Annotated in this window: 27 protein-coding genes; 14 read left to right on the top strand and 13 right to left on the bottom strand. The window is 57.0% G+C overall.

The features are described 5' to 3' along the window. Position 1: 1 nt before the first annotated feature. A complete protein-coding gene (locus tag AC27VJ_RS08970; RefSeq protein ID WP_488683722.1) occupies positions 2-1,237 on the bottom strand; it encodes a glycosyltransferase in 1,236 nt (411 codons plus the stop codon). 410 nt (positions 1,238-1,647) lie between these two features. Here AC27VJ_RS08970 and AC27VJ_RS08965 point away from each other — a divergent pair, with 410 nt between their 5' ends. From AC27VJ_RS08965 to AC27VJ_RS08955, 3 genes are all read left to right on the top strand, one after another. Next, positions 1,648-2,718, top strand: a complete 1,071-nt coding sequence (locus tag AC27VJ_RS08965) for a glycosyltransferase family 4 protein (protein ID WP_488683721.1) — start codon at positions 1,648-1,650, stop codon at positions 2,716-2,718. 92 nt (positions 2,719-2,810) lie between these two features. Continuing rightward, complete coding sequence (locus AC27VJ_RS08960) at positions 2,811-4,064, top strand: glycosyltransferase (RefSeq protein WP_488683720.1); 1,254 nt, start codon at positions 2,811-2,813, stop codon at positions 4,062-4,064. 117 nt (positions 4,065-4,181) lie between these two features. Beyond that, positions 4,182-6,014, top strand: coding sequence for an alpha/beta fold hydrolase (locus AC27VJ_RS08955; protein WP_488683719.1), 1,833 nt, complete (start codon positions 4,182-4,184; stop codon positions 6,012-6,014). A 3-nt stretch (positions 6,015-6,017) separates the two neighbouring features. Here the strand turns inward: AC27VJ_RS08955 and AC27VJ_RS08950 are convergent, their stop codons facing one another. Further along, positions 6,018-6,482 carry an Lrp/AsnC family transcriptional regulator gene (locus tag AC27VJ_RS08950; RefSeq protein WP_113086727.1) on the bottom strand — a complete coding sequence of 155 codons (465 nt, stop codon included), beginning with the start codon at positions 6,480-6,482 and terminating at the stop codon, positions 6,018-6,020. 261 nt (positions 6,483-6,743) lie between these two features. Here AC27VJ_RS08950 and AC27VJ_RS08945 point away from each other — a divergent pair, with 261 nt between their 5' ends. Genes AC27VJ_RS08945 through mmsB form a run of 6 tightly spaced genes read left to right on the top strand, consistent with a single transcriptional unit; the run spans position 6,744 to position 13,730 of the window. Continuing rightward, positions 6,744-7,871, top strand: a complete 1,128-nt coding sequence (locus tag AC27VJ_RS08945; RefSeq protein ID WP_488683718.1) for an acyl-CoA dehydrogenase family protein — start codon at positions 6,744-6,746, stop codon at positions 7,869-7,871. A 51-nt stretch (positions 7,872-7,922) separates the two neighbouring features. Beyond that, the gene (locus tag AC27VJ_RS08940) at positions 7,923-9,155 is read left to right on the top strand and encodes a 3-methyl-2-oxobutanoate dehydrogenase (2-methylpropanoyl-transferring) subunit alpha (protein ID WP_488683717.1); all 1,233 of its coding nucleotides are present in this window, start codon (positions 7,923-7,925) and stop codon (positions 9,153-9,155) included. Position 9,156: 1 nt separating this feature from the next. Next, entirely contained in the window at positions 9,157-10,170 is a 1,014-nt protein-coding gene (locus AC27VJ_RS08935; RefSeq protein ID WP_488683716.1) for an alpha-ketoacid dehydrogenase subunit beta, read from the top strand. 2 nt (positions 10,171-10,172) lie between these two features. After that, positions 10,173-11,414, top strand: a complete 1,242-nt coding sequence (locus tag AC27VJ_RS08930; RefSeq protein ID WP_488683715.1) for a dihydrolipoamide acetyltransferase family protein — start codon at positions 10,173-10,175, stop codon at positions 11,412-11,414. 7 nt (positions 11,415-11,421) lie between these two features. Then, positions 11,422-12,813: a dihydrolipoyl dehydrogenase gene (gene lpdA, locus AC27VJ_RS08925; protein ID WP_488683714.1), complete on the top strand. Its 1,392-nt coding sequence runs from the start codon at positions 11,422-11,424 to the stop codon at positions 12,811-12,813. 29 nt (positions 12,814-12,842) lie between these two features. Continuing rightward, positions 12,843-13,730, top strand: a complete 888-nt coding sequence (gene mmsB, locus AC27VJ_RS08920) for a 3-hydroxyisobutyrate dehydrogenase (RefSeq protein WP_488683713.1) — start codon at positions 12,843-12,845, stop codon at positions 13,728-13,730. 49 nt (positions 13,731-13,779) lie between these two features. On the opposite strand, the gene AC27VJ_RS08915 is transcribed toward mmsB, so the two are convergent. From AC27VJ_RS08915 to rpmB, 6 genes are all read right to left on the bottom strand, one after another. Continuing rightward, a complete protein-coding gene (locus tag AC27VJ_RS08915) occupies positions 13,780-14,016 on the bottom strand; it encodes a hypothetical protein (RefSeq protein ID WP_113086720.1) in 237 nt (78 codons plus the stop codon). A 127-nt stretch (positions 14,017-14,143) separates the two neighbouring features. Beyond that, positions 14,144-14,833 (bottom strand): TfuA-like protein, encoded by a 690-nt coding sequence (locus AC27VJ_RS08910; protein WP_488683711.1) that lies wholly within the window; start codon positions 14,831-14,833, stop codon positions 14,144-14,146. Beyond that, complete coding sequence (locus tag AC27VJ_RS08905; protein ID WP_488683710.1) at positions 14,833-16,011, bottom strand: YcaO-like family protein; 1,179 nt, start codon at positions 16,009-16,011, stop codon at positions 14,833-14,835. The genes AC27VJ_RS08910 and AC27VJ_RS08905 overlap by 1 nt, the downstream gene beginning before the upstream one ends. Positions 16,012-16,084: 73 nt before the next feature. Further along, complete coding sequence (locus AC27VJ_RS08900; RefSeq protein ID WP_113086835.1) at positions 16,085-16,519, bottom strand: helix-turn-helix domain-containing protein; 435 nt, start codon at positions 16,517-16,519, stop codon at positions 16,085-16,087. Positions 16,520-16,724: 205 nt separating this feature from the next. Further along, positions 16,725-17,360: a queuosine precursor transporter gene (locus AC27VJ_RS08895; RefSeq protein ID WP_488683709.1), complete on the bottom strand. Its 636-nt coding sequence runs from the start codon at positions 17,358-17,360 to the stop codon at positions 16,725-16,727. 110 nt (positions 17,361-17,470) lie between these two features. After that, positions 17,471-17,761 (bottom strand): 50S ribosomal protein L28, encoded by a 291-nt coding sequence (rpmB, locus tag AC27VJ_RS08890; protein WP_353577196.1) that lies wholly within the window; start codon positions 17,759-17,761, stop codon positions 17,471-17,473. 252 nt (positions 17,762-18,013) lie between these two features. Here rpmB and AC27VJ_RS08885 point away from each other — a divergent pair, with 252 nt between their 5' ends. After that, positions 18,014-18,787 (top strand): DUF3108 domain-containing protein, encoded by a 774-nt coding sequence (locus tag AC27VJ_RS08885; protein WP_353577195.1) that lies wholly within the window; start codon positions 18,014-18,016, stop codon positions 18,785-18,787. Between the two features lie 10 nt (positions 18,788-18,797). Here AC27VJ_RS08885 and AC27VJ_RS08880 read toward each other — a convergent pair whose 3' ends face one another. Further along, on the bottom strand, positions 18,798-19,232 hold the full coding sequence (locus AC27VJ_RS08880) for a cupin domain-containing protein (RefSeq protein ID WP_488683708.1): 435 nt from the start codon (positions 19,230-19,232) through the stop codon (positions 18,798-18,800). Further along, positions 19,232-20,002, bottom strand: coding sequence for a hydroxyacylglutathione hydrolase (gene gloB, locus AC27VJ_RS08875; RefSeq protein ID WP_488683707.1), 771 nt, complete (start codon positions 20,000-20,002; stop codon positions 19,232-19,234). Before gloB ends, AC27VJ_RS08880 begins: the two co-directional genes overlap by 1 nt. Positions 20,003-20,096: 94 nt before the next feature. Between gloB and AC27VJ_RS08870 the strand changes: the two genes are divergently transcribed. The 3 genes from AC27VJ_RS08870 to AC27VJ_RS08860 all read left to right on the top strand — a co-directional run bounded on the left by AC27VJ_RS08870 (position 20,097) and on the right by AC27VJ_RS08860 (position 22,976). Beyond that, positions 20,097-20,858 (top strand): class I SAM-dependent methyltransferase, encoded by a 762-nt coding sequence (locus tag AC27VJ_RS08870; protein WP_488683706.1) that lies wholly within the window; start codon positions 20,097-20,099, stop codon positions 20,856-20,858. Between the two features lie 82 nt (positions 20,859-20,940). Further along, positions 20,941-22,047, top strand: a complete 1,107-nt coding sequence (gene hisC / locus AC27VJ_RS08865; RefSeq protein ID WP_488683705.1) for a histidinol-phosphate transaminase — start codon at positions 20,941-20,943, stop codon at positions 22,045-22,047. Further along, positions 22,047-22,976 (top strand): prephenate/arogenate dehydrogenase family protein, encoded by a 930-nt coding sequence (locus AC27VJ_RS08860; RefSeq protein ID WP_488683704.1) that lies wholly within the window; start codon positions 22,047-22,049, stop codon positions 22,974-22,976. The genes hisC and AC27VJ_RS08860 overlap by 1 nt, the downstream gene beginning before the upstream one ends. A gap of 53 nt (positions 22,977-23,029) precedes the next feature. Here AC27VJ_RS08860 and AC27VJ_RS08855 read toward each other — a convergent pair whose 3' ends face one another. After that, positions 23,030-24,031: a DUF2125 domain-containing protein gene (locus AC27VJ_RS08855; protein WP_488683703.1), complete on the bottom strand. Its 1,002-nt coding sequence runs from the start codon at positions 24,029-24,031 to the stop codon at positions 23,030-23,032. Positions 24,032-24,077: 46 nt separating this feature from the next. On the opposite strand from AC27VJ_RS08855, the gene AC27VJ_RS08850 reads away from it, so the two are divergent. Further along, positions 24,078-24,614: a gamma-glutamylcyclotransferase gene (locus tag AC27VJ_RS08850; protein WP_488683702.1), complete on the top strand. Its 537-nt coding sequence runs from the start codon at positions 24,078-24,080 to the stop codon at positions 24,612-24,614. Here AC27VJ_RS08850 and AC27VJ_RS08845 read toward each other — a convergent pair. Continuing rightward, a complete protein-coding gene (locus tag AC27VJ_RS08845) occupies positions 24,593-25,384 on the bottom strand; it encodes a lysophospholipid acyltransferase family protein (protein ID WP_488683701.1) in 792 nt (263 codons plus the stop codon). The genes AC27VJ_RS08850 and AC27VJ_RS08845 overlap by 22 nt on opposite strands. Before the next feature lie 121 nt (positions 25,385-25,505). After that, on the bottom strand, positions 25,506-26,207 hold the full coding sequence (locus AC27VJ_RS08840) for a YdcF family protein (protein ID WP_488683700.1): 702 nt from the start codon (positions 26,205-26,207) through the stop codon (positions 25,506-25,508). Between the last annotated feature and the right edge of the window lie 67 nt (positions 26,208-26,274).

Below are 26,274 nucleotides of genomic sequence, written 5' to 3'. Positions count from 1 at the left end.
CTTAACGCGTTGCTGCTGCGACCAATATGGTTTCGAGCTGTCCGTAATAGCCGGATTGTTCGGCAGTACCCTTGAAGTTTGCCAGACCCGGAAAAATTTCGTCGCGTTTTTCCCACCACTGCCTTTGGCCGATGGAGAGGGCATTCGCCATGAGTTCGGACAAGGCGTTTGGCTTGTCGGGATCGTAGAACCAGCCCGTCTGATGTTTGCGGATGATTTCCGTCGTGCCGCCGCGCGCGGTGCCGATAACGGGAATTCCGTAGATGGGTGCTTCCACGAGAATGCGGCTCTGCGGCTCGTGCCAGCGGGACGGCACGATGACGACATCTGCAACGCGGTAGATTTCTTCCGGTCGGACGAAACCCTTGAAATCGACGGAGGCATCTTGCGACAGTTGCTTCAGCTTTTCCAGATCGCGCGGACGACCGCGACCGGCGATGATCAGCCTTGCTTCGTTATGTTTTGGCAGCGACAGGAAGGCGTTGATCAGGTCTTTTACGCCCTTCTCATCTGCAAGAGAACCAAGATAACCGAAGGTGAAAACCGGTGCAGCAGGCGCTTGTCTGCCCATCAGTGCCGTTTCGAAACTGCTTTCGGTCGCGTTGGTGTTGTGCATGACGTGCCAGTCGGCATCCTGCAACACGCCATTGCTGAGAAATCTTTCCCGCAGGGCATCGCTGACGGCGATCACGGTCATATCGCTGCCGGTCAATTCCCGCGTCCGGCGCTTCAGCAGTGAGCAGTCGAGGCAGGGGCGTTTGCAATTGTCGCCATTGCGAAACATGCTGGTTTTGGGACAGAGCAGGCCATAGTCCCTGAGATGCAGGCAAATCGGGATGTTTGCCGTCCGTGCGGCAATGAAGAGCGCCGGCTGCATATAGGCGGAATTCTGGGCATAGATCAGGTCGAACTTTTCTTTGACCAGGAACTGGGTTAGCTGTTCAGGACAGATCGCCCCGAATGCCGTGCGCAGGTGCCAGCTGGCACGTCGCAGCAAACCGGCGGAAGATTTACGGGGCAGCGGCAGATAGCTATTGTTCCAGGGAAGACGAACGACGCGGATGCCGCCTTGCAGCCGGCTTTCACCCGGTGGGGCAATGGCATCGCCTTCCTTTCCCAGCGCCAGTACGGTGACATCGTGACGCTGCCCAAGCTCCATCGCACCCAGACGCGCTGAAATCTCTGCGCCGCCCTCCTCTTGTGGAGCGAAAGTTTGCGATACGATGCAGATTTTCAAATCCGCTTCCCTTTTTCCGCGAAATGCGTCGTGTTTTTGCTTACCCGTACTTATGCCCGCTCAACTATTTAAATATATTGAATGGCAGCACAGCAAAAATCATAGTCTTGAGACGTCCCATCACAATAGAATGAGCGGAGCGCAGAACTTCGAAACACTCTTAATGTTGTGTCCACGCTGCTTGCGAAATTACATAGGGGGAAGAATATTTCGCTCCTTCTGTTCCATCTTGATTAAGGAATTTACGATTTAAGTTATTTGCGAAATGGCAGGTCGTCATTCGATGCGATGCTGTGAATGAGGTGGATCATGATGATTCTGCGCGTTTTTGAGACGATACCCGGTGGGACTGTGACCTATTTCAACGATGTCTCGGTGGGTGTGGAGCGCGTTGAGAGACGAAAAATCGCATGACGAATTTCATCAATGGCCGGTTTTTGACTCAGAAGACCAGCGGTGTTCAGCGGTTTGCGCGAGAGATCGTCAAGGCGCTCGACCGGCACTTGGTTTCCACCCAAAGCACGGATGAATGGGTTCTGTTGGCGCCGAAGGGTGCTGTGCTGGATATGCAGCTTTCTTCGATCAAACAGCAGCATGTGGGTACCCTGTCTGGACATCTTTGGGAGCAGACCCAGCTTTTTGCTGCTTCCCGCAAAGGCAGGCTGGTCAATCTCTGCAATAGCGGTCCTGTTCTGCATGGCAAAAGCTTGACGGTCATTCATGATGCGATGATTTTTCGCACGCCGGAGAATTTCTCAGCTGCCTACCGTATGGTGCACGGCGCGCTTGGGAAAATTCTGGCACGTCGCGGCCGGATTGCGACCGTGTCGGAATTTTCGCGGCGGGAACTGGCGCAGACCATCGGTGCAAAAAACGTTTCGATCATTCCCAACAGCTGTGAGCACATGGCATCCATTACGCCGGATGAGACGGTGCTGCATCGTCTTGGTCTGACGCTGAACACCTATCTGCTGTTTGTCGGCTCTCCGACGCCGAACAAGAATATTCTGCGCGGTGTCGAGGCCATCGACATGATGGGTCAGAGAGCGCCGCAATTCGTAGTCGTTGGGGCCGCAGCCGCCAGTGTTTTCAAGGGGGATGCGGAGGCTGGACGCCCGAAAAACGAGCGGGTCGTCTTTACCGGTCGCCTGTCCGACGAGGAAATCGTTGCGCTTTATGCCCATGCCGGGGCGTTGCTGTTTCCCAGTCTCTATGAAGGATTTGGAATTCCGCCGCTGGAGGCGATGTTCCTCGGCTGTTCGGTTCTGTCCTCCAATATCGAGCCGGCGCGTGAAGTCTGTGGCGACGCGGCCATTTATTTCGACCCCAAAGATGCTCAGGACATCGTCAAGGCTATTGATCATTTGACCGCAAATCCCGATCTGCGTGGTGAGATGATTGCGCGCGGACATGCAAGGGCGGCGGCATTTTCCTGGGACAGAAGTGCAAGCGCCTTGCTGAAAGCTGTCTCCGATCTTTGATGCTATGTTTACACTTGCTGAAATAATATGAGATCAGCGTCACTCCCGGCCCCGCCGGATGATGAGTGCGTGATGGAGAAGAAACGAAACCCATGAAAATCTGTATCGTCGCACAGACATTTGCTCCCCAGGAGGAGGGCGGTGCAGAGATCGTGGCACGCATGTGCGCGGCAGAGCTAGCGCGCTATCACGATGTCATCATTCTTTCCCTGGGCCTTGAGGGCGACAAGGTTGCGCCTCCGGGTGAGAGCATCAATAGCGATGGCATCAGGGTTCTGCGCGTCAACTGGCACAATAGCTATCTGCCGGGTCCACGCAAACCGGCGGTCAGCAAGCTTGGCAAACTGGCATGGCATATTCGCAGCGCATTGGGTGCGACATCTGCAAAAGAGGTCAAGGATCTGCTGCTGCGCGAGAAGGTTGACCTCGTTTACGCCCATAATTCCGCACGCATGCAGCCCGCTATTTTCGAGGCTACCAGCGCGCTCAACATTCCGCTCTGTCTGCATCTGCATGATTATGCCCTGCTGTGCCCGAAATCGAGCATGTTCCGCAGTTCCGGCAATTGCGAAAAGCCATGTCTGGAATGTCGCGTTCTGACCGCTCGCATCAAATCCAGCGATGGCGAAGGCGTGACAGCCATTTCGGTCAGCGATGCGCTGCGCCAGAGATTTTTGCGCAATGGTGTGCTGCCGAAAGCCGATTGGCATGTGCTTTTGAACGCCAATCGCAGCGAGACGCTGTTTCACGCGCCAATGGTTGGTCGTAAAAGCGGTACGAGCGAGCGTTTCACATTTGGATATCTGGGCGCTCTGGCTGAGGAAAAGGGTGTCGAGGATTTGATTCGGGCATTCTTGAAACAATCGCACCCTGAGCCCGCGACGTTGCTGATTGCCGGGCGCGGTCGTGAAGACTATGTCCGACATTTGAAATCACTGGTCGGAAACGCCCCCATCCAGTTCCTTGGTTTTGTGCCGCCGGAAGAGGTCTATAAGATCGCGGATGTCGTGGTCGTGCCATCACGCTGGCACGAGCCGCAAAGCCTGATCCTGATGGAGGCGGCGACCTACGGCGTGCCTGTCATCGGAACGGAGCGCGGCGGTACGCCGGAGATTTTGCGCGACCTGGGAACGGGCTGGTGTTACGATCCCGACCGGGAGAACTCTCTTGTCGAGACTTTGGAAAAAGCGCTTTCCATCGGGCATGAGCGCTGGTGGCTGGAACGGGACACACATTTTCCGGGCATTGTGGGCTTTCAGGGAACATCGGAAGTCTCCCATTATTACCAGCGGCTTAATGGCATTCTGGAAACAGCACTTGCTGCCAGGAATGTAGATTCAGCCTGATCATTGTTTGAGCAGATAATAACGTGTCATTATTGAGAGCAGGTTTTCAAGATTACTTAACCTGGGTGGCGCATTGTTGCGTTGTTTTTACTTGGAGCATCCATTGGAGGGTGGAATATGAATGCCGGTTTTGGTCTGCATCAGATGAAGGGACATAGCGCGCAAATCGCTGCTGACTATCCCGTTACCTTTGCAGATACGGTTGGCCTTTTCCGGCCTGCTGACTCCATCGCATTCGGAAATCTGTCTCAGCTGGAAGGCGTGTCGCCAGCAACGAATACGGCTGTTCTTTTTGTCGGCTCATGGGGTTTTGAAGAACTCTGCGCACGCAAGTTCTGGCAAAGGCTCGCAGTCGAATTGTCGAAGCGGGGCATGGCGAGCATGCGTTTCGATTATCCCGGTACGGGCGATGCGCTTGACCATCCAGATTACAGCACGGGCCTCGATGTCTGGCTCGACACGACAAGGGTCGCCGCAAATACGCTGAAGGAATTGTCGGGCGCGGAACGGGTTCTGCTGATCGGCCATGGCATTGGCGGTGCTTTGGCATGGCGCGTGGCAGAGGCGATGGACGATGTTTCAGGTCTGGCACTGGCAGCGCCTGCGCTATCCGGTCGCCATTGGCTACGCGAATTCGTGGCCTTGAGCCGCATCGCCAATCAAGGCGCGCTGCCCATGACAACCTCGGCTGGCCCAGCCATGGGCGAGCAGATCATTCCCGACCCGGTGGCTGCCGGATTGCGAAAGCTGACCATAGCGTCCGCCACCCGTGCGCCTGCACCTGATATTCTGTTGCTGCAACAGGAAAACCGCCACGCGGATGCGGAGTTTGCAGAGCATATCCAGACATTGGGTGTAACGACCCGGTCTCTGCTGTTTGAAGGATATGATCGCTTTATCCGCGATGTCCTGTTTTCCGTCCCGCCCACGGCCGCCATTGAAACTCTGGCCGATTGGGCCAGTGGCATTGCCGGGCGAGGCCCAGTTACGCCAGAACTTCAAGCCAAGCGGCGGGTTCCGTTGCCTGCGGCGCTGGAAGGCTTGGGCTTCAAGGAAACGCCGGTTCGCTTCGGTGAGGAAAACCGCCTCTATGGCGTCTTGTCAGAGCCGACGGGACCGCGTACCGGTGCGACCGTGCTGGTGCTGCCAACGGGTTATGAGCGTGCCTCTGGCTGGGGTCGCATTACCGCCCGACTTTGCAGAGATCTGGCAAAATCTGGAATCGCCAGCCTGCGTTTCGACATGGCCAATATTGCCGATAGCCCGCCTGTGCCCGGTCAGCCGGATCAGATCATCTATGGCGATGGGCAAATGGCGGATATAGACGACGCCATGGACTTTCTGGAAGAGCGGAACCTCTTTCCCGTGGTCGCCACCGGGCGATGCAGCGGCGGTTGGGCGGCATTTCGAAGTGGGGTGAGAGACAAACGCTTCAGTGGTGTCGTGCCGGTCAATGTGTTTGATTTTTATATCCCTGACGATGCTGACGTCGAAGCATTGCTGATTTCTTCGCGCCAGCCTCTTTCAAGCTATGGCGCGAAGCTGATGTCCGGCAAGTTCTGGCGCAGGGTTTTGAGTGGGGAAGTTCGCGTCAGAAACGGTATCGTCAATCTCTGGGCCATGATCGTCAGCAAAGTCGTGTCCTTCACGACGCCGATCATGGTGCGTTTCCCGTTTCTGTCTGCCCGTTTCCATCAGCTGTCTCGGGATTTTACTGCGATTGCTGCCAATGATACGCGCATGTCGATCGTCTACACGGATGGCGATGTCGGGGCTGCAATGCTGGAGACGAATTTCGGCCCGCGTGGTCGGCTGCTGACCAGCCGCTATGGCAATCCGCGCATCGTTTACATTGCCAACGCCGATCACAATCTTACGACCGCCGAAGCGCGTCACGCCTGGGCTGATGAGGTCAGGGCGATTGCGATGCAGTTTCCACCATCTCGATAGGGTTTACGGTTCACCCGTAAAAGCCGCAGATCGTCTGACGAAGGTTTTCGTTGCAAAGTTGGTCTGGATGCGCGCGACGCCGGGTACTGTCGTCAGAAAATCCAGCAGCTGCTGATAGTGTGGCAAATCCCGTACCATGGCGTGGATCAGATAATCCGAGCTGCCGCTGGTCTGATATCCCCCGACCACCTCCGGCATGGAGGCGACGCTGTGTTCGAAGGTGACGAGTGCATCCTTAATCTGCCGTTCCAGCGTGACGGAAATGAAAACGCCCATGGTGCCGAGCAGGCGGTTTTCATCGAAAACGGCGGTATAGCCTCTGATGATGCCTTGCTCTTCCAGCTTGCGCACGCGCCGCAATGTCGGCGAAAAAGACAGCCCGATGCGGTCGGCGAGATCGCGCCAGCTGATGCGGCCATCTTCGCCTAAAACATGCAGAATTTTCTGATCGAAGCTGTCGAGTTCCATATTGGATCAATTGATCTAATGTTTTGGAGAATGTTGGATCAAACCTACGTTATTGGCAATAAATGTCAATCAAATTGGCTTTGTATCCTCGTCCTTGTGGTGTTACCGTTCATGAATGGCGGGCGTTCAAGCGTTGCCACGCATTGACCCTTGGAGGAGGGTGGGTGCGACATCAGGGCTCTTTCCAAGGAGGTGGAAAGTGACTGCATCAGACAGCATTGCTATCGGCAATGTCACGCCAGCCTTCGTTTGGGAGGCAGCATGATCCTGAGCGAATCCCAGCAACAGATCAGAGATATGGCGCGGTCCTTCGCGCAGGAACGCTTGTCGCCCGGCGCTGCCGAGCGGGACAAGCAAAGCCGCTTTCCACGCGACGAATTGCAGGACATGGGGCAGCTGGGCTTTCTCGGCATGCTGGTTTCGGAAGATTATGGCGGCTCTGACACCGGTGCGGTTGCCTATGCTTTGGCGCTGGAGGAAATTGCCGTTGCCGATGGTGCCTGTTCCACGATCATGAGCGTGCACAATTCGGTCGGCTGTGTGCCGATTCTGAAATTCGGGTCAGAGGCTCAAAAGCAGCGTTTCCTGCCGAAGCTCAGCAGCGGCGAATGGATCGGCGGTTTTGCACTGACGGAGCCGCAGGCCGGATCGGATGCTTCCAATCTCAAAACGCGCGCCGTGCGCGATGGGGACGATTACGTCATCAACGGTTCGAAACAATTCATCACGTCAGGCAAAAACGGCAATGTCATCATAGTTTTTGCTGTGACGGACCCGGACGCGGGCAAGAAGGGCATAACGGCCTTCATCGTTCCAACGGATACGACTGGCTATGAGGTGGTGAGGGTGGAGGAAAAGCTGGGGCTTCATTCCTCCGATACCTGTCAGATTGCCTTTACGGATATGCGCGTTTCCTCTGCGTTGCGATTGGGTGAAGAGGGCGAGGGATACAGGATCGCGCTTGCCAATCTCGAGGGCGGGCGCATTGGCATTGCGGCGCAAGCCGTTGGCATGGCGCGGGCGGCTTTCGAAGCTGCAAAGGACTACGCCGGGGAACGAAAGGCTTTTGGAAAGCCGATTGGCGAACATCAGGCCGTGGCCTTCCGGCTTGCGGATATGGCAACGCAGATCGAGGCGGCGCGGCAATTGGTTTTACACGCCGCTGCTTTGAAGGAGGCGGGCGAGCCCTGTCTCATGCAGGCTTCCATGGCCAAGCTCTTTGCATCCGAAATGGCCGAACGGGTCTGTTCCGACGCCATCCAGATTCACGGCGGTTACGGCTACATGGCCGATTACCCGCTCGAGCGTATCTATCGCGATGTGCGGATTTGCCAGATTTACGAAGGAACGAGCGATGTGCAGCGGATGGTGATCGCGCGCAATTTATGAAGTTTGTCGACCGCTTGAGGAGGCGGATGTTCTGAGGAGGAGCGGACAGCGATGACGGAAACCACGCCTTTGAGCCTGCATGTGCCGGAACCTGCGGTGCGGCCCGGTGGGCAGCCGGATTTCTCCAATGTCAAAATACCCGCAGCCGGTGCCGTGCCGAGACCGGAGGTAGATGCCGCGCCCGAGACAATGCGCGATCTCGCTTACTCGATTATCCGGGTTCTGAACCGCCACGGGGAAGCCGTCGGGCCATGGGCGGGCACGCTTTCGGATGACGAGCTTCTGGTCGGGCTGCGCAATATGATGCGGCTGAGAGCGTTTGATGCCCGTATGCTGATGGCGCAGCGGCAGGGCAAGACATCCTTCTATATGCAGCATCTGGGCGAAGAAGCGGTCAGTTGCGCCTTCCGAAAGGCGCTGTCCAAGGGTGACATGAACTTTCCGACCTACCGGCAGGCCGGGCTTCTGATCGCCGACGATTACCCGCTCGTCACCATGATGAACCAGATTTTCTCCAACGAAAAAGACCCGCTGCATGGGCGGCAGATGCCGGTTCTACACTCCTCCAAGGAACATGGGTTCTTCACGGTCTCCGGCAATCTGGCCACGCAATATGTGCAGGCCGTGGGCTGGGCCATGGCATCCGCCATCAAGGGTGATACCAAGATCGCGGCGGCGTGGATCGGTGATGGTTCGACGGCGGAATCGGACTTTCATTCGGCGCTGGTCTTTGCCTCTACCTATAAGGCACCCATCGTTCTCAACATCGTCAACAACCAATGGGCCATTTCCACCTTTCAGGGCATTGCCCGGGGTGGATCGGGCACTTTTGCTGCGCGTGGCCTTGGCTTCGGCATTCCGGCACTGCGTGTCGATGGCAATGATTACCTGGCTGTCCATGCGGTGGCGAAGTGGGCGTTGGAGCGCGCGCGGCGCAATCTGGGGCCGACGCTGGTGGAATATGTCACCTACCGCGCGGGCGCACATTCCACCTCCGATGATCCAAGTGCCTACCGCCCGAAGACGGAATCCGAGGCTTGGCCGCTGGGCGATCCTATTCTGCGGCTGAAAAACCATCTCATCGTTCGCGGTGTCTGGTCTGAAGAGCGGCATGAACAGGCGGAAGCCGAAATCATGGATGAGGTGATCGAGGCACAGAAGGAGGCGGAAAGCCATGGCACGCTGCATGCCGGGGGCAAACCTTCCGTTCGAGATATTTTCGAAGGCGTCTACGCCGAAATGCCGCCCCATATTCGCCGCCAGCGCCAGAAGGCAGGGTACTGACATGAGCAGAATGACCATGATCGAAGCGGTGCGCAGCGCCATGGATGTCTCGATGGGCCGGGATGACGATGTCGTCGTGTTTGGCGAAGATGTCGGTTATTTTGGCGGTGTGTTTCGCGCGACCCAGGGGCTTCAGGCCAAATATGGCAGGACGCGTTGCTTCGATGCGCCGATCAGCGAATCCGGCATCGTCGGTACCGCCATCGGGATGGCGGCTTATGGGCTGAAACCTTGCATCGAAATCCAGTTCGCGGATTATATGTACCCGGCTTATGATCAGATCACGCAGGAAGCGGCACGCATCCGTTATCGCTCCAATGGCGATTTCACCTGCCCCATCGTCATTCGTATGCCGACGGGCGGTGGCATTTTTGGCGGGCAGACACACAGCCAGAGCCCGGAAGCGCTTTTCACCCATGTTTGCGGGCTGAAAGTCGTTGTGCCCTCCAATCCTTACGATGCCAAGGGTCTGCTGATCTCTGCCATCGAAGATCCGGACCCGGTGATGTTTCTGGAGCCGAAGCGGCTCTACAACGGCCCCTTCGACGGTCACCATGATCGGCCAGTCATTCCATGGTCCAAGCATGATCTGGGGGAGGTGCCGGAAGAGCATTACACGATCCCCATCGGCAAGGCGGAAATCCGCCGGGCAGGCGCTCAGGTTACCGTCATCGCTTATGGCACAATGGTGCATGTGGCGCTGGCCGCCGCCGAAGAGACGGGTATCGATGCCGAGGTGATCGATCTACGCAGCTTGCTTCCGCTTGATCTCGATACGATTGTGCAATCCGTCTCCAAAACGGGTCGCTGTCTGATGGTGCATGAAGCGACGTTGACCTCAGGTTTCGGTGCTGAGGTTGTTTCGCTGGTGCAGGAACATTGCTTTTACCATTTGGAAGCACCGGTCATCCGCGTCGCCGGTTGGGACACACCTTATCCGCATGCGCAGGAATGGGATTATTTCCCCGGCCCCGCCCGCGTTGGCCGCGCGCTGACCGAACTGATGGAGGCGTGAGCATGACGGAATATGTTCTGAAAATGCCTGACGTGGGTGAAGGCGTCGCGGAAGCCGAAGTGGTGGAATGGCATGTGAAACCGGGCGATCCGGTGCGCGAGGACATGGTACTCGCCGCCGTGATGACGGATAAGGCGACGATTGAGATACCTGCGCCCGTGGCTGGCATGGTGACATGGATCGCCGTGGAGGTGGGGGAAACGGTTGCCGTCAAGGCGCCATTGGTGCGCATTGAAACGGAGGGCAGTGATGAGACTGCTGCAGCGGAAAAGACAGCGGAGCCGGAGAAGCCTGCCGCTGCACCAATTGCTGAACCGTTGAAGGCCGCAATTCCAACGGCTCAGCAGGCTTTCGGCTCTGCAACGCTATCCGCGCAAAAACCTCTGGCCTCACCCGCCGTTCGTCGCCGGGCTCTGGACGCGGGGATTGACCTTCGCCAGGTGCAAGGCAGCGGTCCGGCAGGCCGGATCATACATGAGGATATTGACGCATTTTCAGGCTCCGGTGCGCTTGAAGCGAAACCTGCCGGACCCGCCAGAAAGACAGCGGTCGAAGAGATCAAGATCACTGGCTTGCGGCGAAAAATCGCGGAGAAGATGGCACTGTCCGTCTCGCGCATTCCGCACATTACCTATGTCGAGGAGGTGGATGTCAGCGATCTCGAGGAATTGCGGGCGAAGATGAATGTCGGTCGCAAGCCGGAGCAACCCAAGCTGACGATTTTGCCGTTTCTGATGCAGGCAATCGTCAAAACTGTTGCTGAGCTACCGGCGATGAATGCGACGTTTGATGATGCGGCGGGTGTGATCAGCCGTTACAGCGCCGTCCATATCGGCATCGCAACCCAGACACCGGCGGGGCTTGTCGTTCCTGTCTTACGCCACGCCGAGGCGCGGGGCATATGGGACTGCGCAACCGAACTTGCCCGCGTTGCCGATGCCGCCCGCAACGGCAGCGCGCAACGGGAGGAACTGTCCGGCTCCACCATCACCGTCAGTTCGCTGGGTGCCATGGGCGGAATTGCCTCGACGCCCGTCATCAATCACCCCGAGGTGGCGATCATTGGCGTGAACAAGATCGTGACGCGGCCGGTTTGGGATGGCAGCCAGTTCATTCCACGCAAGATGATGAACCTGTCTTCCAGCTTCGATCACCGCATTGTCGATGGCTGGGATGCGGCGAATTTCATTCAGCGCATCAAAGCGCTGCTCGAAACGCCAGCCCTGATTTTCATTGAAAGCTGAGGCCGACATGAAAGAGATAAATTGCAGACTTCTCATCATTGGCGCGGGACCGGGTGGTTATGTCTGCGCCATTCGCGCGGGGCAACACGGTATCGATACTGTGATCGTTGAACAGGCAAAGTCTGGCGGCACATGCCTCAATGTCGGCTGCATTCCGTCAAAGGCGCTGATTCATGCGGGCGAAGAGTTTCATAAGGTTCGTCAGATGGCCGGGGAGAAGGCCCTGTTCGGCATTCGGGTACAACAGCCGACACTTGATCTGGCCGAGACGATGCTGTGGAAAAGCGGAATTGTCAGCCGCCTGAACAACGGCATCGTGGGCCTGCTGCAAAAGGCCAGGGTGAAGGTGCTGGAAGGCACGGCAAGATTTCGCGACGGTAAAACCGTGCTGGTCGAAACCGAAACGGGCTCGCAAATCGTGCGGGCGGAAAACATTGTCATTGCCACCGGGTCAGCACCGATGGAGCTGCCTGATCTGCCCTTCGGCGGCGATGTGCTTTCCTCGGCAGAGGCACTTTCATTGCAAGAGGTGCCGCGCAGGCTGGTTGTCGTCGGTGGCGGCTATATCGGGCTCGAACTGGGAACGGCCTTTGCCAAAATGGGCTCGGACGTCACGATTGTGGAGGCGACCGGGCAAATTCTTCCGCAATATGATGCCGATCTAGTGAAGCCGGTCGCAAAGCGGCTTTCGGAACTCGGCGTGACCGTGCTGACGAATATGAAAGCCAAAGGCGTCGATAACGAGGGGTTGGTGATTGCTGATCCCGATGGGAAACAACAAACGCTGCCCGCCGACAAGCTTCTGGTGACGGTCGGCAGAAGACCGCGCACGGATGGGCTTGGCCTCGAAGAACTTGGTCTCGATATGGCAGGACGCTTCATTCGCATCGATGAAGGCTGCCGCACCTCCATGCGCGGTGTGTTTGCCATAGGCGATGTTACGGGTGAGCCGATGCTGGCGCATCACGCTTCGGCTCAGGGTGAGATGGTGGCCGAGATTGTGTCCGGCGCAAAGCGCGTGTGGGACAAGCGTTGCATTCCGGCTGTCTGTTTTACAGATCCGGAAGTGGTCAGTGTCGGTCTTTCGCCTGCCGAAGCGAGAGCGCAGGGTAACGAAGTGACAGTCGGGCAATTTCCGTTCAGTGCCAATGGTCGGGCCATGACCATGGGGGATGAAGGCGGTTTCGTGCGAATTGTCGCGCGCGCGGATAATCATCTCGTGCTGGGCATACAGGCGGTTGGTTCTGGTGCCTCCGAACTGTCTGGCGCATTTTCTCTCGCTGTCGAAATGGGCGCTCGCCTCGAAGACATTGCGGGCACGATCCACACACACCCGACGCGAAGCGAGGCATTTCAGGAAGCGGCGTTCAAGGCGCTAGGCCATGGTCTGCATGGTTAGGCGTGGCAGGGTTTAGGAGGGAGGCGGACATGACATCCATCGTATTTATCGGTCTTGGTCATATGGGCGGGCCCATGGCCGCCAATCTCGTCAAAGCCGGGCACACGGTCCGAGGCTTTGATCTGGTGGATGAGTTGCTAGCCGAAGCCGCAGGGCGTGGTGTCGTCGCCTGCGGCTCGATGGAAGAGGCTGTGCAAGGCTGCGATGTCGTTATCACCATGCTGCCCGCGGGCAAACATGTGATGGCCGTCTGGAGCGAACTCGTGCATCTCGTACCATCAGGAACGTTGCTGATCGACTGCTCGACCATCGATATTGAAAGCTCCCGGAATGCGCATGAAATGGCCAAGGAGAAAGGCTGCCCGTCACTGGATGCGCCCGTATCGGGCGGAACCACGGGCGCACAGGCCGGCACCTTGACCTTCATGGTTGGTGGCGAAGCCGAAACCTACGCTAAGGCGGAATCTATCTTGCAGATTATGGGCAAGCGGATCGTGCATTGTGGCGGCGCGTCGATGGGGCAGGCCGCTAAGATTTGCAACAATATGATCCTCGGGATATCGATGATTGCCGTTTCGGAAGCCTTTGTACTGGCGGAGAAGCTTGGCCTTTCGCAACAGTCGCTGTTCGAGGTCGCGTCGGTTTCGTCAGGCCAATGTTGGTCCCTGACGACCTATTGCCCGGTGCCGGGCCCCGTTCCATCCTCGCCTGCCAATCAGGATTATCAGCCTGGTTTCGCCACGGTGTTGATGCTGAAGGATCTGCTGCTGTCGCAAGATGCGGCCAAAATGGCAGGGGCGCAAACACCACTTGGCCATGAGGCCGCGGCCCTTTATCAACGCTTCAGCGATGCCGGGGCTGGGCCAAACGACTTTTCCGCCATCATCCAGATGCTACGCAAAGAAACGCCAGAATAAGGAGTAAACCTCATCCTGGCGTGGGAGATTTCTTGAAAAGAAATAATAATCAGCAGTGACCGGCGCGAACAGAGGCCAGATTGACGATCTCAGCGTTGGAAAGTTCAATTTCCATTTCGCTGCTCAAGGCAGACTGAAGAGCCTGTTTGGCGACGTCGATATACCAGCTGGCGGAAGGGGCACCCAGTGATTCTGCTACGCCTTCTGCGTAGGTCAGCATGTTGATGAGGGTGAGGAAATCTTCCTGGCGTTCATTGATCTGGGCGTCAGTATGAATGGATGTCATCGGTAAGCTCATCAAATTTCGGTTGCGATGAGTCATCCTATGCGCAGACGTTGCATTTAGCGCGTTGCAAAAGCGTTGCACACGCAGTGCTAGATTTCGATAAAATCATATTCGCTTTATGCGGAAACTATAGGTACATCTGCCGAAATAGTGGCGTCGCGTTGAATTCCCAGTCTCTTACGTTTCTCAGCGGCAACTCTCGCTGCATCACTTGCAAGAGTGCTATCGCGTCCAGCTTTTTCTGATCGACCTGGCACGTTGCAAGAATAGGTTTTAGCACCTCGAATTCGATACCGGACAGCTCTGCGATGCTCTTCCAGCTGCGCCTTTTGAAGAAAATCTTGCGGGCCGCATCTCGTAATGTCTGGCAATTGGCTTCGCTTAACAATTCGAGATCGGATATTTTATCGATGGTGGCGTCTACATTCACAAGCGGAATGCTCAAGGCCGGATATCCAAGCTCGGCGGGGCCATAGGTCAGGGCGACATCCGCATCATCAACACGTTTACCAGAGGCGAAATCCTCGAAGATTTTGCCGATGCCGATCATACCAAAGGCCGAGCATTCCGCAGCCCGCAATGCGCCCATGCTGGCGGCACCGAAAACGGGAATGTCTTTCGACAGGGCAAACAGCAATTCCTTGTGCCAGACGGGGGCCGCCATGGCGAACTGGCCGTCGATCAAGCCAATGGCGGTTGCGCCATCTGCCAAGGCTCGCATGACATCTCCCTGACAGGCGGGTGGACGCAGTTCGATGTCCGGCGCGGCGAAATCTTGAGCGTTCGGCAAGCTCGGCCCGACAAAGACGATCTTCATTACAAAGCCTTGGAAAGTGCGCGGCTGCCGAAGCGGCGATGGCGGTCGCCGTCCGGATTTTCAAGCTGCGGCGCGATGACCTTGACAACGGAGGCGGGCAGCCATTCAGGCGAGAGATTGACCGCGAACAGTTCGTGGATGCCGCAATTTTCCAGACGGGTCAGAACAGTTTGAAGCGAGGCTTTTGTTGATGTCGAATCCAGCGAAGGAAGATCGTTCAGGTCCTTGCAGGCTTCTGCATTCAACGCTTCGACCGATGCGATCTCCGCGCTTTGTGAAAAAATATCCGGCAAAAGATCGTCTCTGGCCCCGGCAATGAATGTCATTCGAGATTGCACAGCCTCTGTGATGGCCCTCATGGCAGCGACTTCGGGCATGGTGGAGGCGCCAGCGCCGAGCGTTATATCGACATGGCGGATGGCGCGTGGATTTGTGCGGTTTTTCGGACCCAGAAGCGCGACGATGCAGGGTATCGCCAAGTCCGTGGTGATATCGAACAGCACGATATCGAGACCGGCACGATCTATCTTGTCCAGAGCTTCGCGAAGGGCGGGCTGGGTGATTGTCTTGGCGTAAATGGCTGATCTGTATCGTTTGGCTGCGGGGGTTACCTGCCACAGGGTCAGCGCATCGCGCTCCACCCGTTCCAGCAAGCCATGCAACAGAGCCTCTTCCCTCGTATTACCGGAGGCAAGCCCATCGGAAGATTGCCAATAACGTGGCGATGAGACAGTGCGGTCAAGATGGACCGCATCATAGGGCAACCATAAGGATTTATCGGTCAGAAGATGGTCGGCGCGGACCCAGTTCAAATCTTCCGTCGGTGCCAAAGCTTTTGCATGAGGGGAAAGCAGGCTATCGAGCGTATGGACAATCTGTCCTTCTTCCTCGAGCTTCAGCCTGCTGGTGACACGCAAGACGCAGGCGGGATTGGTAGCAACCGAGCGTTCGATTGCCTCCATGACGGCCGATGTTTTGGCCGCATCGTCATCCATCCCTTTGCCCTGGGCAATGACGATAGCCTTAGCATTGGGCGCATAAGCGCACCAAACGGCGATGCCGATATCATCCAGATCAGTCTGCCGGGCGAGCCGTGTAATGCCGAGGCGACGAAGAAAAGGCGAAACCCTTTCCAAGGTTTCGCCCGCAGAACACGCCCGGTGGTTTTCGAGCTGCATGATTACTCATTACCTTCGTGAACGCGGCGGCGTTGAAAGATATACCATGTAGCCAGTCTGAATGGCATATCGGTCAATGTGTCGTGGATACGGAGGTTTCTGTGTTCTTCTGTGTCTCGGCTGAAGCGCTGCCGCCCAGGGACTGAACCAGTTCCAGAACGCGACGACGGACACGGCTGTCTTCGATGGCCGAGAATGCCTTTGCGAGCGACACGCCTTCCTTCGAGTTCATGAACTGCGACAGCACGCTTGGAACGGCGAGGGCTTTGTCCTCGGTCGCATCAGGTCCACCTTCGAAGAAGTAGGAGATGTGAACATCCAGCAATTCCGAAATGTGCTGCAGGCGGCTTGCGCCAACCCGGTTCGTGCCCTTCTCGTATTTCTGGACCTGCTGGAAAGTAATGCCCAGCCCGTCGCCAAGCTTTTCCTGGCTGAGGCCCAGCATCACGCGGCGCAGCCGAATCCGTGAGCCAACATGTATATCGGTCGAATTGGGTGACTTTTTCATGATGATGCAAGACTCCAAAAACGTAAAACTTAACGCATGATTGCCGTAAACTTCAGGCGACCGCAACGGGTCGGTAGAAGGAATCACAGGTGTATTTCAGTTATAGCTTAATCTGAGGTTGGGCGGTATGGCGAATGCTCGTTTTGACTTTAAAAACGTCTCGATTCGCATCCGATATTCCCGCCTAAATTTCAGCTCTCGCCCGTTACTGCGCCTTGGCAGGTGGCATTGGCTTTAGCGTGTTCATCAATGCGCCGTAGGGCAGCAGCATGACGATGCCTACAAGCACCTTTACGGAGAGATCGCCCAGGGCCCAAGAAATCCAGCGCGGAGCCTCGCTTGCGAAAATCCCGAGGATCGGCGCCTGTTCGATGGCGAAAGCATCATTGGGACCGACGAAGGAGAAGGTGGCCGCAAAGGCAATCGAGAAGAACAGGGCGGTATCCAGCACTGAGCCGAGCATGGAGCCAGCCAGCGGTGCCCGCCACCAGCTTTGACGGCGCAGGCGATTGAAGACCGAGATATCCAGCAATTGACCGATGAGATAGGCGGTGCCTGACGCAATCGCGATGCGCGGTATGGATGTCCAGAAAGACAGCGTCACGCCGACGACGAAGCCTGCCAGCACGACTCGGCGGGCGATGGATGGCCCGAATTGCCGGTTGGTCAGATCGGTGATCAGAAAGGCGATGGGATATGTGAACGCACCCCAGGTCAGCAGATCGCCGAGATTGATGCCGAACAAGGTTCCGGAAAGCGGGTGCTGAACGAGAATGTTCGATGCGACGACAACGAGGGTCATCAGGAGAACGTAAATGAGGGTAGAGCGCAGGTAGGGCATTTTTTTATCCTGGGTGATGCCACCAGTTCGAGCCAAATTAAAACAAGCAAAAGGCTTGAGCGGCAGCTGCCAGTCAAGCCTTCTGAAAGTACGTGATATTGAAACGGCTATTAAGCGGCTTCAACAGTCTTCTTTGCGATCTGACGACGCAGCAGACGAGCGCGCATCGAAAGGTCGTTTTCGCTGGCCTTCAGCAGGAACGCGTCGAGGCCACCACGATGCTCAACGGAACGCAGAGCAGCTGCAGAAACGCGCAGACGGAAGCGCTGGCCGAGAGAATCGGAGATCAACGTAACCTGGCAGAGGTTCGGAAGGAACCGGCGCTTGGTTCTGTTGTTGGCGTGGCTGACGTTGTTGCCCGTCTGGACGCCCTTGCCGGTCAATTCGCATACACGGGACATGGGTACACCTATTTGTTATCGTCTGTTTCACCAACGGCTCGCTACCCGGCAAAATCCGGTGAGCAATCCAACTGGCAATGATTGGAAAGTTGCGGTTCTATAGTCAGACAGGAACTTCCAGTCAAGCCGCTCGCTCTTTTTTGTGAGCGATTTCGCCGGTTTTCCACGTCACTCTGCTTTTTTATTGCCATAAGTCGGCGTATATCATCGCGGCAGAGGGCAGCTTTTCCTGTCTGTCGAGGTGTTACCTGAATGAATGTCAAAGCACAAAGGTTTTTCGCAGCCCTTGCCATCACGCTTGCAAGCCTGTCGCCAGCCATGGCCGCGGAAACACGCCACGATAGCGAATACAGCATCAATCTGGGTCTTCTGCCCATTGCGCGCGCGAATTTTTCGACTCGCATGGAAGGCACGACCTATTCCATCTCGGGCTCGTTCAGTTCCGCAGGCATCGCCAGCGTGCTGAAGGATATTTCCGGGCGCACAAATGTCTCCGGTGCCAAGCGTGGAAACCGCATGCAGGCCAACGAATATTCGCTGGTTTACAAGGATGGCAAGCGTACCCGCACTTATGATGTGCAGTACCGCAACGGTAATGTAACCTCCACGACGGTTGATCCCGCGCCGAAAACGCGGCCCGATAATTGGGTCGATGTGAAGGACCGCGATCTGCGCTCGGTGCTCGATCCGATTTCGGGGCTGATCTTTCCCGTTGGTGGCCGCATCTGCCCCAGCCGCCTGCCGATCTATGACGGGGAATCACGTCTGGATCTGGTCTTGAGCTCCGGCGGCACCAAGCCTTTCGCGACCAATGGATTTACCGGTGACGCAATCGTTTGCAACGCGCGCTACGTGCCGAAGTCCGGCTTCCGCAAGGGTCGCAAGGACATCGAATATCTGAAGTCGATTTCCATGGAAATCTGGTTTGCCAAGGCAAGCAATATGGATGTCTATGCGCCGGTTTATGCACGTATCCCGACCAAGGTGGGGCAGGTCTACATTACCGCAACCAAATACGGTGGGTAGACTGGCGCGTTCAGCCCGGTGACCAGCCGGGCTCTGCCATGACGAAGCTTTCAAAGACGAAGCCCGGTGACACGGAGCAGCCGACGAGCGTGAAATCGCCAAGGCTTTCGGCGGCCTGCCAGCAATTGGCGGGGACGATAGCCTGCGGTCTTTCTCCGTCGAAGAGGGAAGGGCCGAGCTTCACCGTCTCCACGGATTTCCCATCCATGCTCAAGTGCAGCGCAAGCGGCGCACCGGCATAATGGTGCCAGATTTCGGCAGCGTCGATGACCCGGTGCCAGTGAGAGCGTTGGCCCTTCTCCAGCAGATAATAGATGGCTGTGGAATGGCCGCGTCCACCATCTGGTGCATCGCGAAAGGTCTGGCGGTAAAAGCCGCCTTCCGGGTGCGGCTCCAGTTTCAGTTCAGCAATGATAGCCTCAGCGGACAGGACGCTGCCAGCCATCAGAAATTGTCCTTGCGGGTTCTGATTTCCGCAAACACGTCCGCATCCGTTGCACTCTCAAGGTTGAGATGGGCGCGGATGCTGGCATCGGCCACGCGCATGTAAGGGTTTGTCTGTTTCTCAAGGCCGATTGTCGTGGGAATGGTGAACTCTCCCCGGCTCCGCAGGTCTTCCACTTCGCGCGCGCGTTGCTGAAGCGCGGCGTTGTCTGGATCGACTGTCAAAGCGAAACGGGCGTTGGAGAGCGTATATTCGTGGCCGAAATAGACCTTGGTCTCGTCGGGAAGCGCCATGAGTTTCTGGAAGGATTGCCACATGTCGGCAGCGGGACGTTCGAACAGGCGGCCACAGCCCATGGCAAACAGCGTGTCGGCGGCAAACAGCAGGGCGTCATCCGGCAGATAATAGCAGATGTGTCCGGCGGTGTGGCCGGGCGTGGCGATGATCTGCACGCGGCGTCCGGCAAGTTCGAACTCGTCGCCATCAGCGGCAGATTTATCCAGCCCGGGTATAGCGACTGCCTCTTCATAAGGTCCATGGATTTCGCAGCCGAATTTTTCCTTCAGCGAAAGATTGGCCTCGACGTGATCCATGTGATGATGCGTGGTGAAAATATGGGTCAGCGTCCATCCGCGTCGGTTGAGCGCATCGATGATGGGGGCTTCCTCGGGCGCGTCTATCGAAATGGTGACGCCAGTTTCGCTATCATGCAGCAGAACGCCGAAATTATCGCTGCGACAAGAAAAGACCTCTATTTCCAACGGCTTCATGTTTCCTCTCCATCTTCGCGCTTTCAGACCATGACTATGTTCTATGTAGACCCGTCAGCCTTGAAGTCCAACCGGGGACTGCTACATTCTGACCATGAACACCGATATTGTCGATCTGCGCGAATTTTACCATTCTCCGCTTGGCCGCTCCGCCGAGCAGGCGATTACCATGGCGCTATCGACGCTTTGGCCTCCCTTGCCGGACGAGCGGCTGGTGGGTGTCGGCTATGTGGTGCCGTTTCTGGAGCGTTTTCGGCGTGACACCGAGCGGACCTTCGCTTTCATGCCCGCCGGGCAGGGGGCGGTGAATTGGCCGGCTGGCGAACTTTCATCGACGGCGCTTGTTTTCGATGAGGAATTGCCGCTGCCCGATTCCTCGATTGACCGGGTTTTGATGGTCCATTCGCTGGAATTCGCGGAAAATCCGCGCGAGACTTTGAAAGAGTTCTGGCGGGTTCTGGCCCCCGGTGGGCGGCTGGTGATCGTGGTGCCGAACCGGCGCGGCGTTTGGGCGCGAATGGAACACACGCCTTTCGGTTCCGGTCGCCCCTATTCCCGCAGCCAGCTGACATCGCTTCTGCGCGAAACGAACTTTACCCCCGGTGCCACGGCTGAAGCGCTGTTTTTTCCGCCCTCGAAGGTGCGGTCCATCCTGCGGTTTCGGCGGTATCTGGAAACGACAGGCCGCAAGCTGTGGCCGGTTTTTTCCGGTGTGATTATCGTGGAAGCGCAGAAGCGGCTCTATCAGGGCTTGCCCGTCAGCCAGAGGGCGTCACGCCGCGTTTTCGTTCCGGTTTTAGCGCCTCAGGGTGTTCCAACCACAAGGACGTCGACGGAACCGGGAAAGCCTCGCTGACACTCGACAAATAGCACATTCCGGTCTAATGCCTGCGGCATTGTCTTGCCGGGTCACTGGCGTTTTTCCGAAGGTCGATGAAATGAGTGCAGAGCTTAACCAACCTGTTCCGCGTCCAGGTATTCTGGATATCGCCGCTTACGTTCCGGGTAAGGAGCACGCGGAAGGTGTCGCCAAGGTCTATAAGCTCTCCTCCAATGAAACGCCGCTCGGTGCAAGCCCGAAAGCCATAGAGGCCTTCAAGGCCGCCGCTTCCAATCTGCAAATCTATCCGGATGGGCAGGCAACCGCGCTGCGTCAGGCCATTGCCGATGTTCATGGGTTGAATATTGCCAATATCATTTGCGGCAACGGTTCGGATGAGCTGCTGGGCCTGCTTTGCCACGTCTATCTGGGTGCAGATGATGAGGCGATCATCACCGAACATGGGTTTCTAGTTTACAAAATCCAGATCATGGGCGCAGGTGCCTCGGCCATTACCGTCAAGGAGAAGGATTGCGTCGTTGATGTGGATGCAATTCTGGCCGCCGTGACATCAAAGACCAAAATGGTCTTCATCGCCAATCCCGGCAACCCGACAGGAACCTATGTACCGGTTTCGGAAATCCGTCGTTTGCAGGCAAGCCTGCCCAAGCATGTCTTGCTGGTGTTGGATGCTGCCTATGCAGAATATGTTCGCAAGAACGATTACGAGGCAGGGCTTGAACTCGTTTCCGGCAACGCCAATGTCGTCATGACACGCACCTTCTCAAAGGTTTACGGTCTGGCGGCGCTGCGTGTTGGCTGGATGTATGGTCCTGCCGCCATTATCGATGCGCTGAACCGTGTGCGCGGACCTTTCAACATGAATGCGCCCGCCATCGCTGCCGGTGCAGCTGCGATACGTGATCAGGCGTTCATGCAGCAGGCTGTGGCGCATAATCTCGAATGGTCCGAAAGGCTAATCAGCGCATTCACCGAACTTGGTCTCACCGTCACACCGTCGGTTGCCAATTTCGTCCTTATTCATTTCCCCGAGGTCGATGGAAAGCGTGCAGCTGATGCTGACGAATTTTTGACGCGCCGTGGCTATATTCTGCGTGCCGTGCGCGGTTATGGTTTTGCCAACGCGCTGCGCATGACGGTCGGCTCGGAAGAAGCAAATCTCGGCGTTATCGCTGCTCTCACCGAATTTATGGGGCAGGCGTAATGAGCAATATTTTGTTTGAACGCATTGCCCTGATCGGCATTGGCCTGATTGGCTCATCCATCGCGCGCGATATCAAGGCATTGGGGCTCGCCCGCGAGGTGGTGATTTCTACGCGTAGCGAAGCGACGCTGAAGCGGGCAGAAGAGCTTAAGCTCGGAACGTCCTATACCGTCTCCGCAGCGGATGCGGTGAAGGATGCCGATCTGGTGATCGTGTCCGTGCCGGTCGGCGCGTCCGAAAGCGTGGCACAGCAGATCGCGCCGCATCTCAAAGCCGGTTCTATCGTGACCGATGTGGGCTCTACCAAGGCATCGGTGATTGCCCAGATGGCACCGCATATGCCTGAGAATGTCCACTTCATTCCGGGCCATCCGCTGGCGGGTACGGAAAAATCCGGCCCCGACGCCGGTTTTGAAGGCCTGTTTCATGACCGTTGGTGCATCTTCACGCCTTTGCCGGGCACGGATGCGATAGCACTCGGCAAGCTCAAGGCGTTCTGGGAAAAGCTCGGTTCACGCGTCGATGAGATGGAGCCGGAGCACCACGACAAGGTTCTGGCCATCGTTTCGCATCTGCCGCACATCATTGCGTACAATATCGTCGGCACAGCGGATGACCTTGGCACGGTGACGGAATCGGAAGTCATCAAATATTCCGCGTCCGGTTTCCGTGACTTCACTCGTCTGGCCGCATCCGACCCCACCATGTGGCGGGATATCTGCCTGCACAACAAGGATGCCATTCTGGAAATGCTGGCGCGTTTCTCCGAGGATTTGGCCTATCTACAGCGGGCCATTCGCTGGGGAGAGGGCGACAAGCTGTTCGAACTCTTCACCCGCACGCGCACCATCCGCCGTTCCATCGTTCAGGCAAGGCAGGACGTTGATGCGCCCGACTTCGGACGCCATACGCTGGATCAGAAGAAGTAATCTGCTTCAAAAAATGGGGAACGAAGGCCGAGGCCTTCGTTCCGCGCTCAACATCAGATCGGCGGTATCTTTCCGAGTGGAATGAAGCCGCTGACGGTGGCACGACCGCGATCGACCACCAGATCGACCGAGGTTCTATCGCCGCCCCCGGCCAAAGCGCCGAGCAGTTTGCGCGCGGTGTCGATTGTCGAGCGCAGTTGCGGGAAGGCCTGTTTGGCATTGTTGGCCCAGTCCCCCAGCTTTTCGATCTCCAGCTTGAACTGGCCCGAGAGATAGCCCTGATCATCGAAGGAGAACGGGCCCGTGATGCGCATGGTGCGACCATCTCCGATATCCAGCATGACACGACGCAATTCACCGCTGGCACCATATAGTCCGGTGCGATCACTGCCGTCGATCATGCCAGCCTTGCCGGCAAGCGTCACATCGGCAATCGCATTCAGACGCGGCAGAAGCTGTGGCCAGTCCTTGATGACCGTGGATGCGTCGGTCAGCGTCACGGCACCATCGAGGTCTGGACCATTCTGGCGCAGGTGAACCTCCGTCTTGGCGGCATCGAAATCGATTGTCTGGCTGGTGACCGAGGACACGGCGGTTGCCTTCAGCCCGTCGATAACCAGCGATGTGCGGTCAATGCCTTTCAGCTTCGTCACGAGGCTGGATTGAAGGCTGGTCCATTGCGCGGAAATGTCGAGGCCATGGCCGGTCTTGATGGTGGCTGGCGAATCCAGTTCCCAGACGATGTGGCCGGGCGCATAAAGCTGCGCTGCCGAGCGAAGCGCGCCAAAGGAGGCGGTCATGTCGTTGCGGGTATTCTGGACATCGACCTTGGAGCAGAATAAGCCGATGCGGAAGGGGTAACCCCTGAAGGCGATATCGCGGCACTCACCGGTGACGCCGGCAGAACCGCCGGGGGCCAGTGTGCGAATAACGGTTTCCTGAAGTCTGTGCGCGGCGTAAAACCAGCCCGCAGTGTAAATGGCAACGAAAACTATTATCCCAAGACCGAGAAAAAGGAATTTTCTACCGGTTCGGGATTGGCTTGACGCTGCCATGATGATCTCCAATGGTACACACAGGTGATTTGGTTTGGCTTGCGATATGGACGATTTTTGGGTCTTTGGCTACGGTTCGTTGATGTGGAACCCCGGCTTCCCGTTTGAGGAGCGCCAGCAGGCGCGCTTATATGGATACCGGCGTTCGCTGTGCATACGCTCGAATGTGTATCGCGGAACGGATGAAAATCCGGGATTGGTTCTGGGACTGGAACGCGGTGGCTCCTGCCTTGGCGTTGCATTTCGCGTATCGAGCGCGGACCGTGAACCCGTTGTCGATTATCTGCGCGAGCGCGAGCTTGTCAGCAATGTCTATAAGGAACGGGTTTTGTCCGTCGGCCTTTCAGACGGCAGGCGGCAGATGGCGCTGACCTATGTGGCAGACTGCAAGCACCCGCAATATATCGGTGATCTGGCGCTGGAGGATGCCGCAACCATCGTGCGCCATGCGTCCGGCCGCTCCGGCCCCAATGTCGATTACGTGTTCAACACCGTTGAACACCTGAAAGACATGGGTATCCGGGATGCGCTTCTGGAGCGTGTCGTCTCCAATGTGAAGGCTCAGTCTGCCGCCGTGCCCTGAAGTTCTGCCAGCCGTTTGACGGCGGTTGGCGGCATGGGGAGATCCGGGTTATTGCGTGCGGTCTCCAGCAAAAGCTCGTCGCTTGCCTTCTCCGTCACTTCGATCAGCTGCTTGAAGAAGACATCCGGGTCGAGACCGGGCTGGATGGCGGGCAGGATGCGGACCTTGAAGTGACCAGGGTAGCGCATTGTCGAGCGCCGCGGCCAGAACAGGCCGGGATGCATGGCGACAGGCACGACGGGGACTTTCAGGTCGCGGTAGAGCCGGGCGATGCCATAGCGATATTCCGGTTCGGCACCGGGTGGGCGGCGCGTGCCTTCCGGATAGATGATGAGTTCGCGCCCCTTGGCCATTTCTCCCTTGGCGCGCTCCATGACCTTGAGCATGACTTTGCCGCGCGCGGCGCGGTTGACCGGGATCATCCGCTGCTTGGCCACATACCAGCCAAAAAGCGGTATCCACATCAGCTCCCGCTTCAAAATGTAGACGGGGTCCTTGAGGTTCGGCAGCAGCGCATAGGTATCCCAGAAGGACTGGTGTTTCGGCGCAAAGATGCAGCCGGATTCAGGTATGTTTTCCAGACCTTCGATCTCGAAGGTGGTGCCGACGATGACTTTCATCAGCCAGTGATTGGAGCGCGCCCACGCCTTCGGTATCTCAAACGCCATCTTGCGCGGCACAAGGAAATAGATCGGCGTCAGCACGATCATCCGCAGGATGAGGTTGAGATAGAACAGCGTGTTGAAGAGAATGGAACGCAGTCTGAGCATGAAAAAAGCTTCTCCAGGCGCATCCGTGTCAACGAAAGGAAGCAATCTCCGATGTCGTGCGCAGGGCTGAACGCCTACACGAAAACAGGGTGTTTCAGCAAGGCCAATGTACTGGCAGCGGTCACGTCGCGGATGAGCCGTTGCGCAGGCCGTTGCCCTTGCCAAGTCCGGTCAGATCGCGGGCGGCAGCGGCAACGAATTTGATATATTCGGAGATCATTGTGCGCACCACATCCGGGTTGGAAAACCAGTTGGTGCGGGCCAGATCAGAATTGATAACCGGATAGGCAATGAAGTTCGTGTCCGGGCTGGAACTGCGCAATTCATGCAGGCTGCGGTGCATGTGGTAATTGTTGGTGACGACAACGACCGTTGCGTAACCCCGATCCTTGATCCACTGCGCCGCTTCACTCGCGTTGCCAATTGTATCGACCGCCTGATAGCCCATGTCCACGCAGCAGGCGAAAAGATCGGACGAACTCTGCGTCATTTTTCGAATTTGTGCGCGGGTGGTGGATGGATTGACGCCGGAAATCAAAAGACGTTTGCCAACACCATCGCGCAATAGACCAACGGCCTGATCAATCCTGAGATAGCCACCGGTCAGGACGATAATGCCATCGGCCTTGGTTGAAGATGGCGGGCGCATCGAAGCAACCGAATCAGCGAACCACAAAAAGCCGCCGAAAATAGCCCCCACGATGACTACGAAAATCAGGATGGCGGCCCGCACGAACCGGCGCAAACGCCCACGTCGCGAGAACCAGCGGTTTCGCGGCGTCTGTGTCGACTGGTCATCAGGGTCTGTGCGAGTCATTGCCATGAGTTATCCATAAGCTTGGATTAAGGCAAGGAACAGGCGGTTGTGACGGCTCTGCGGCGCGCTTATT

This window comes from Agrobacterium sp. 20P9.1.2 (genome assembly GCF_057799395.1).
The sequence above is the reverse complement of the archived record's forward strand: the minus strand, read 5'-3'. Positions and strand labels throughout refer to the sequence as shown.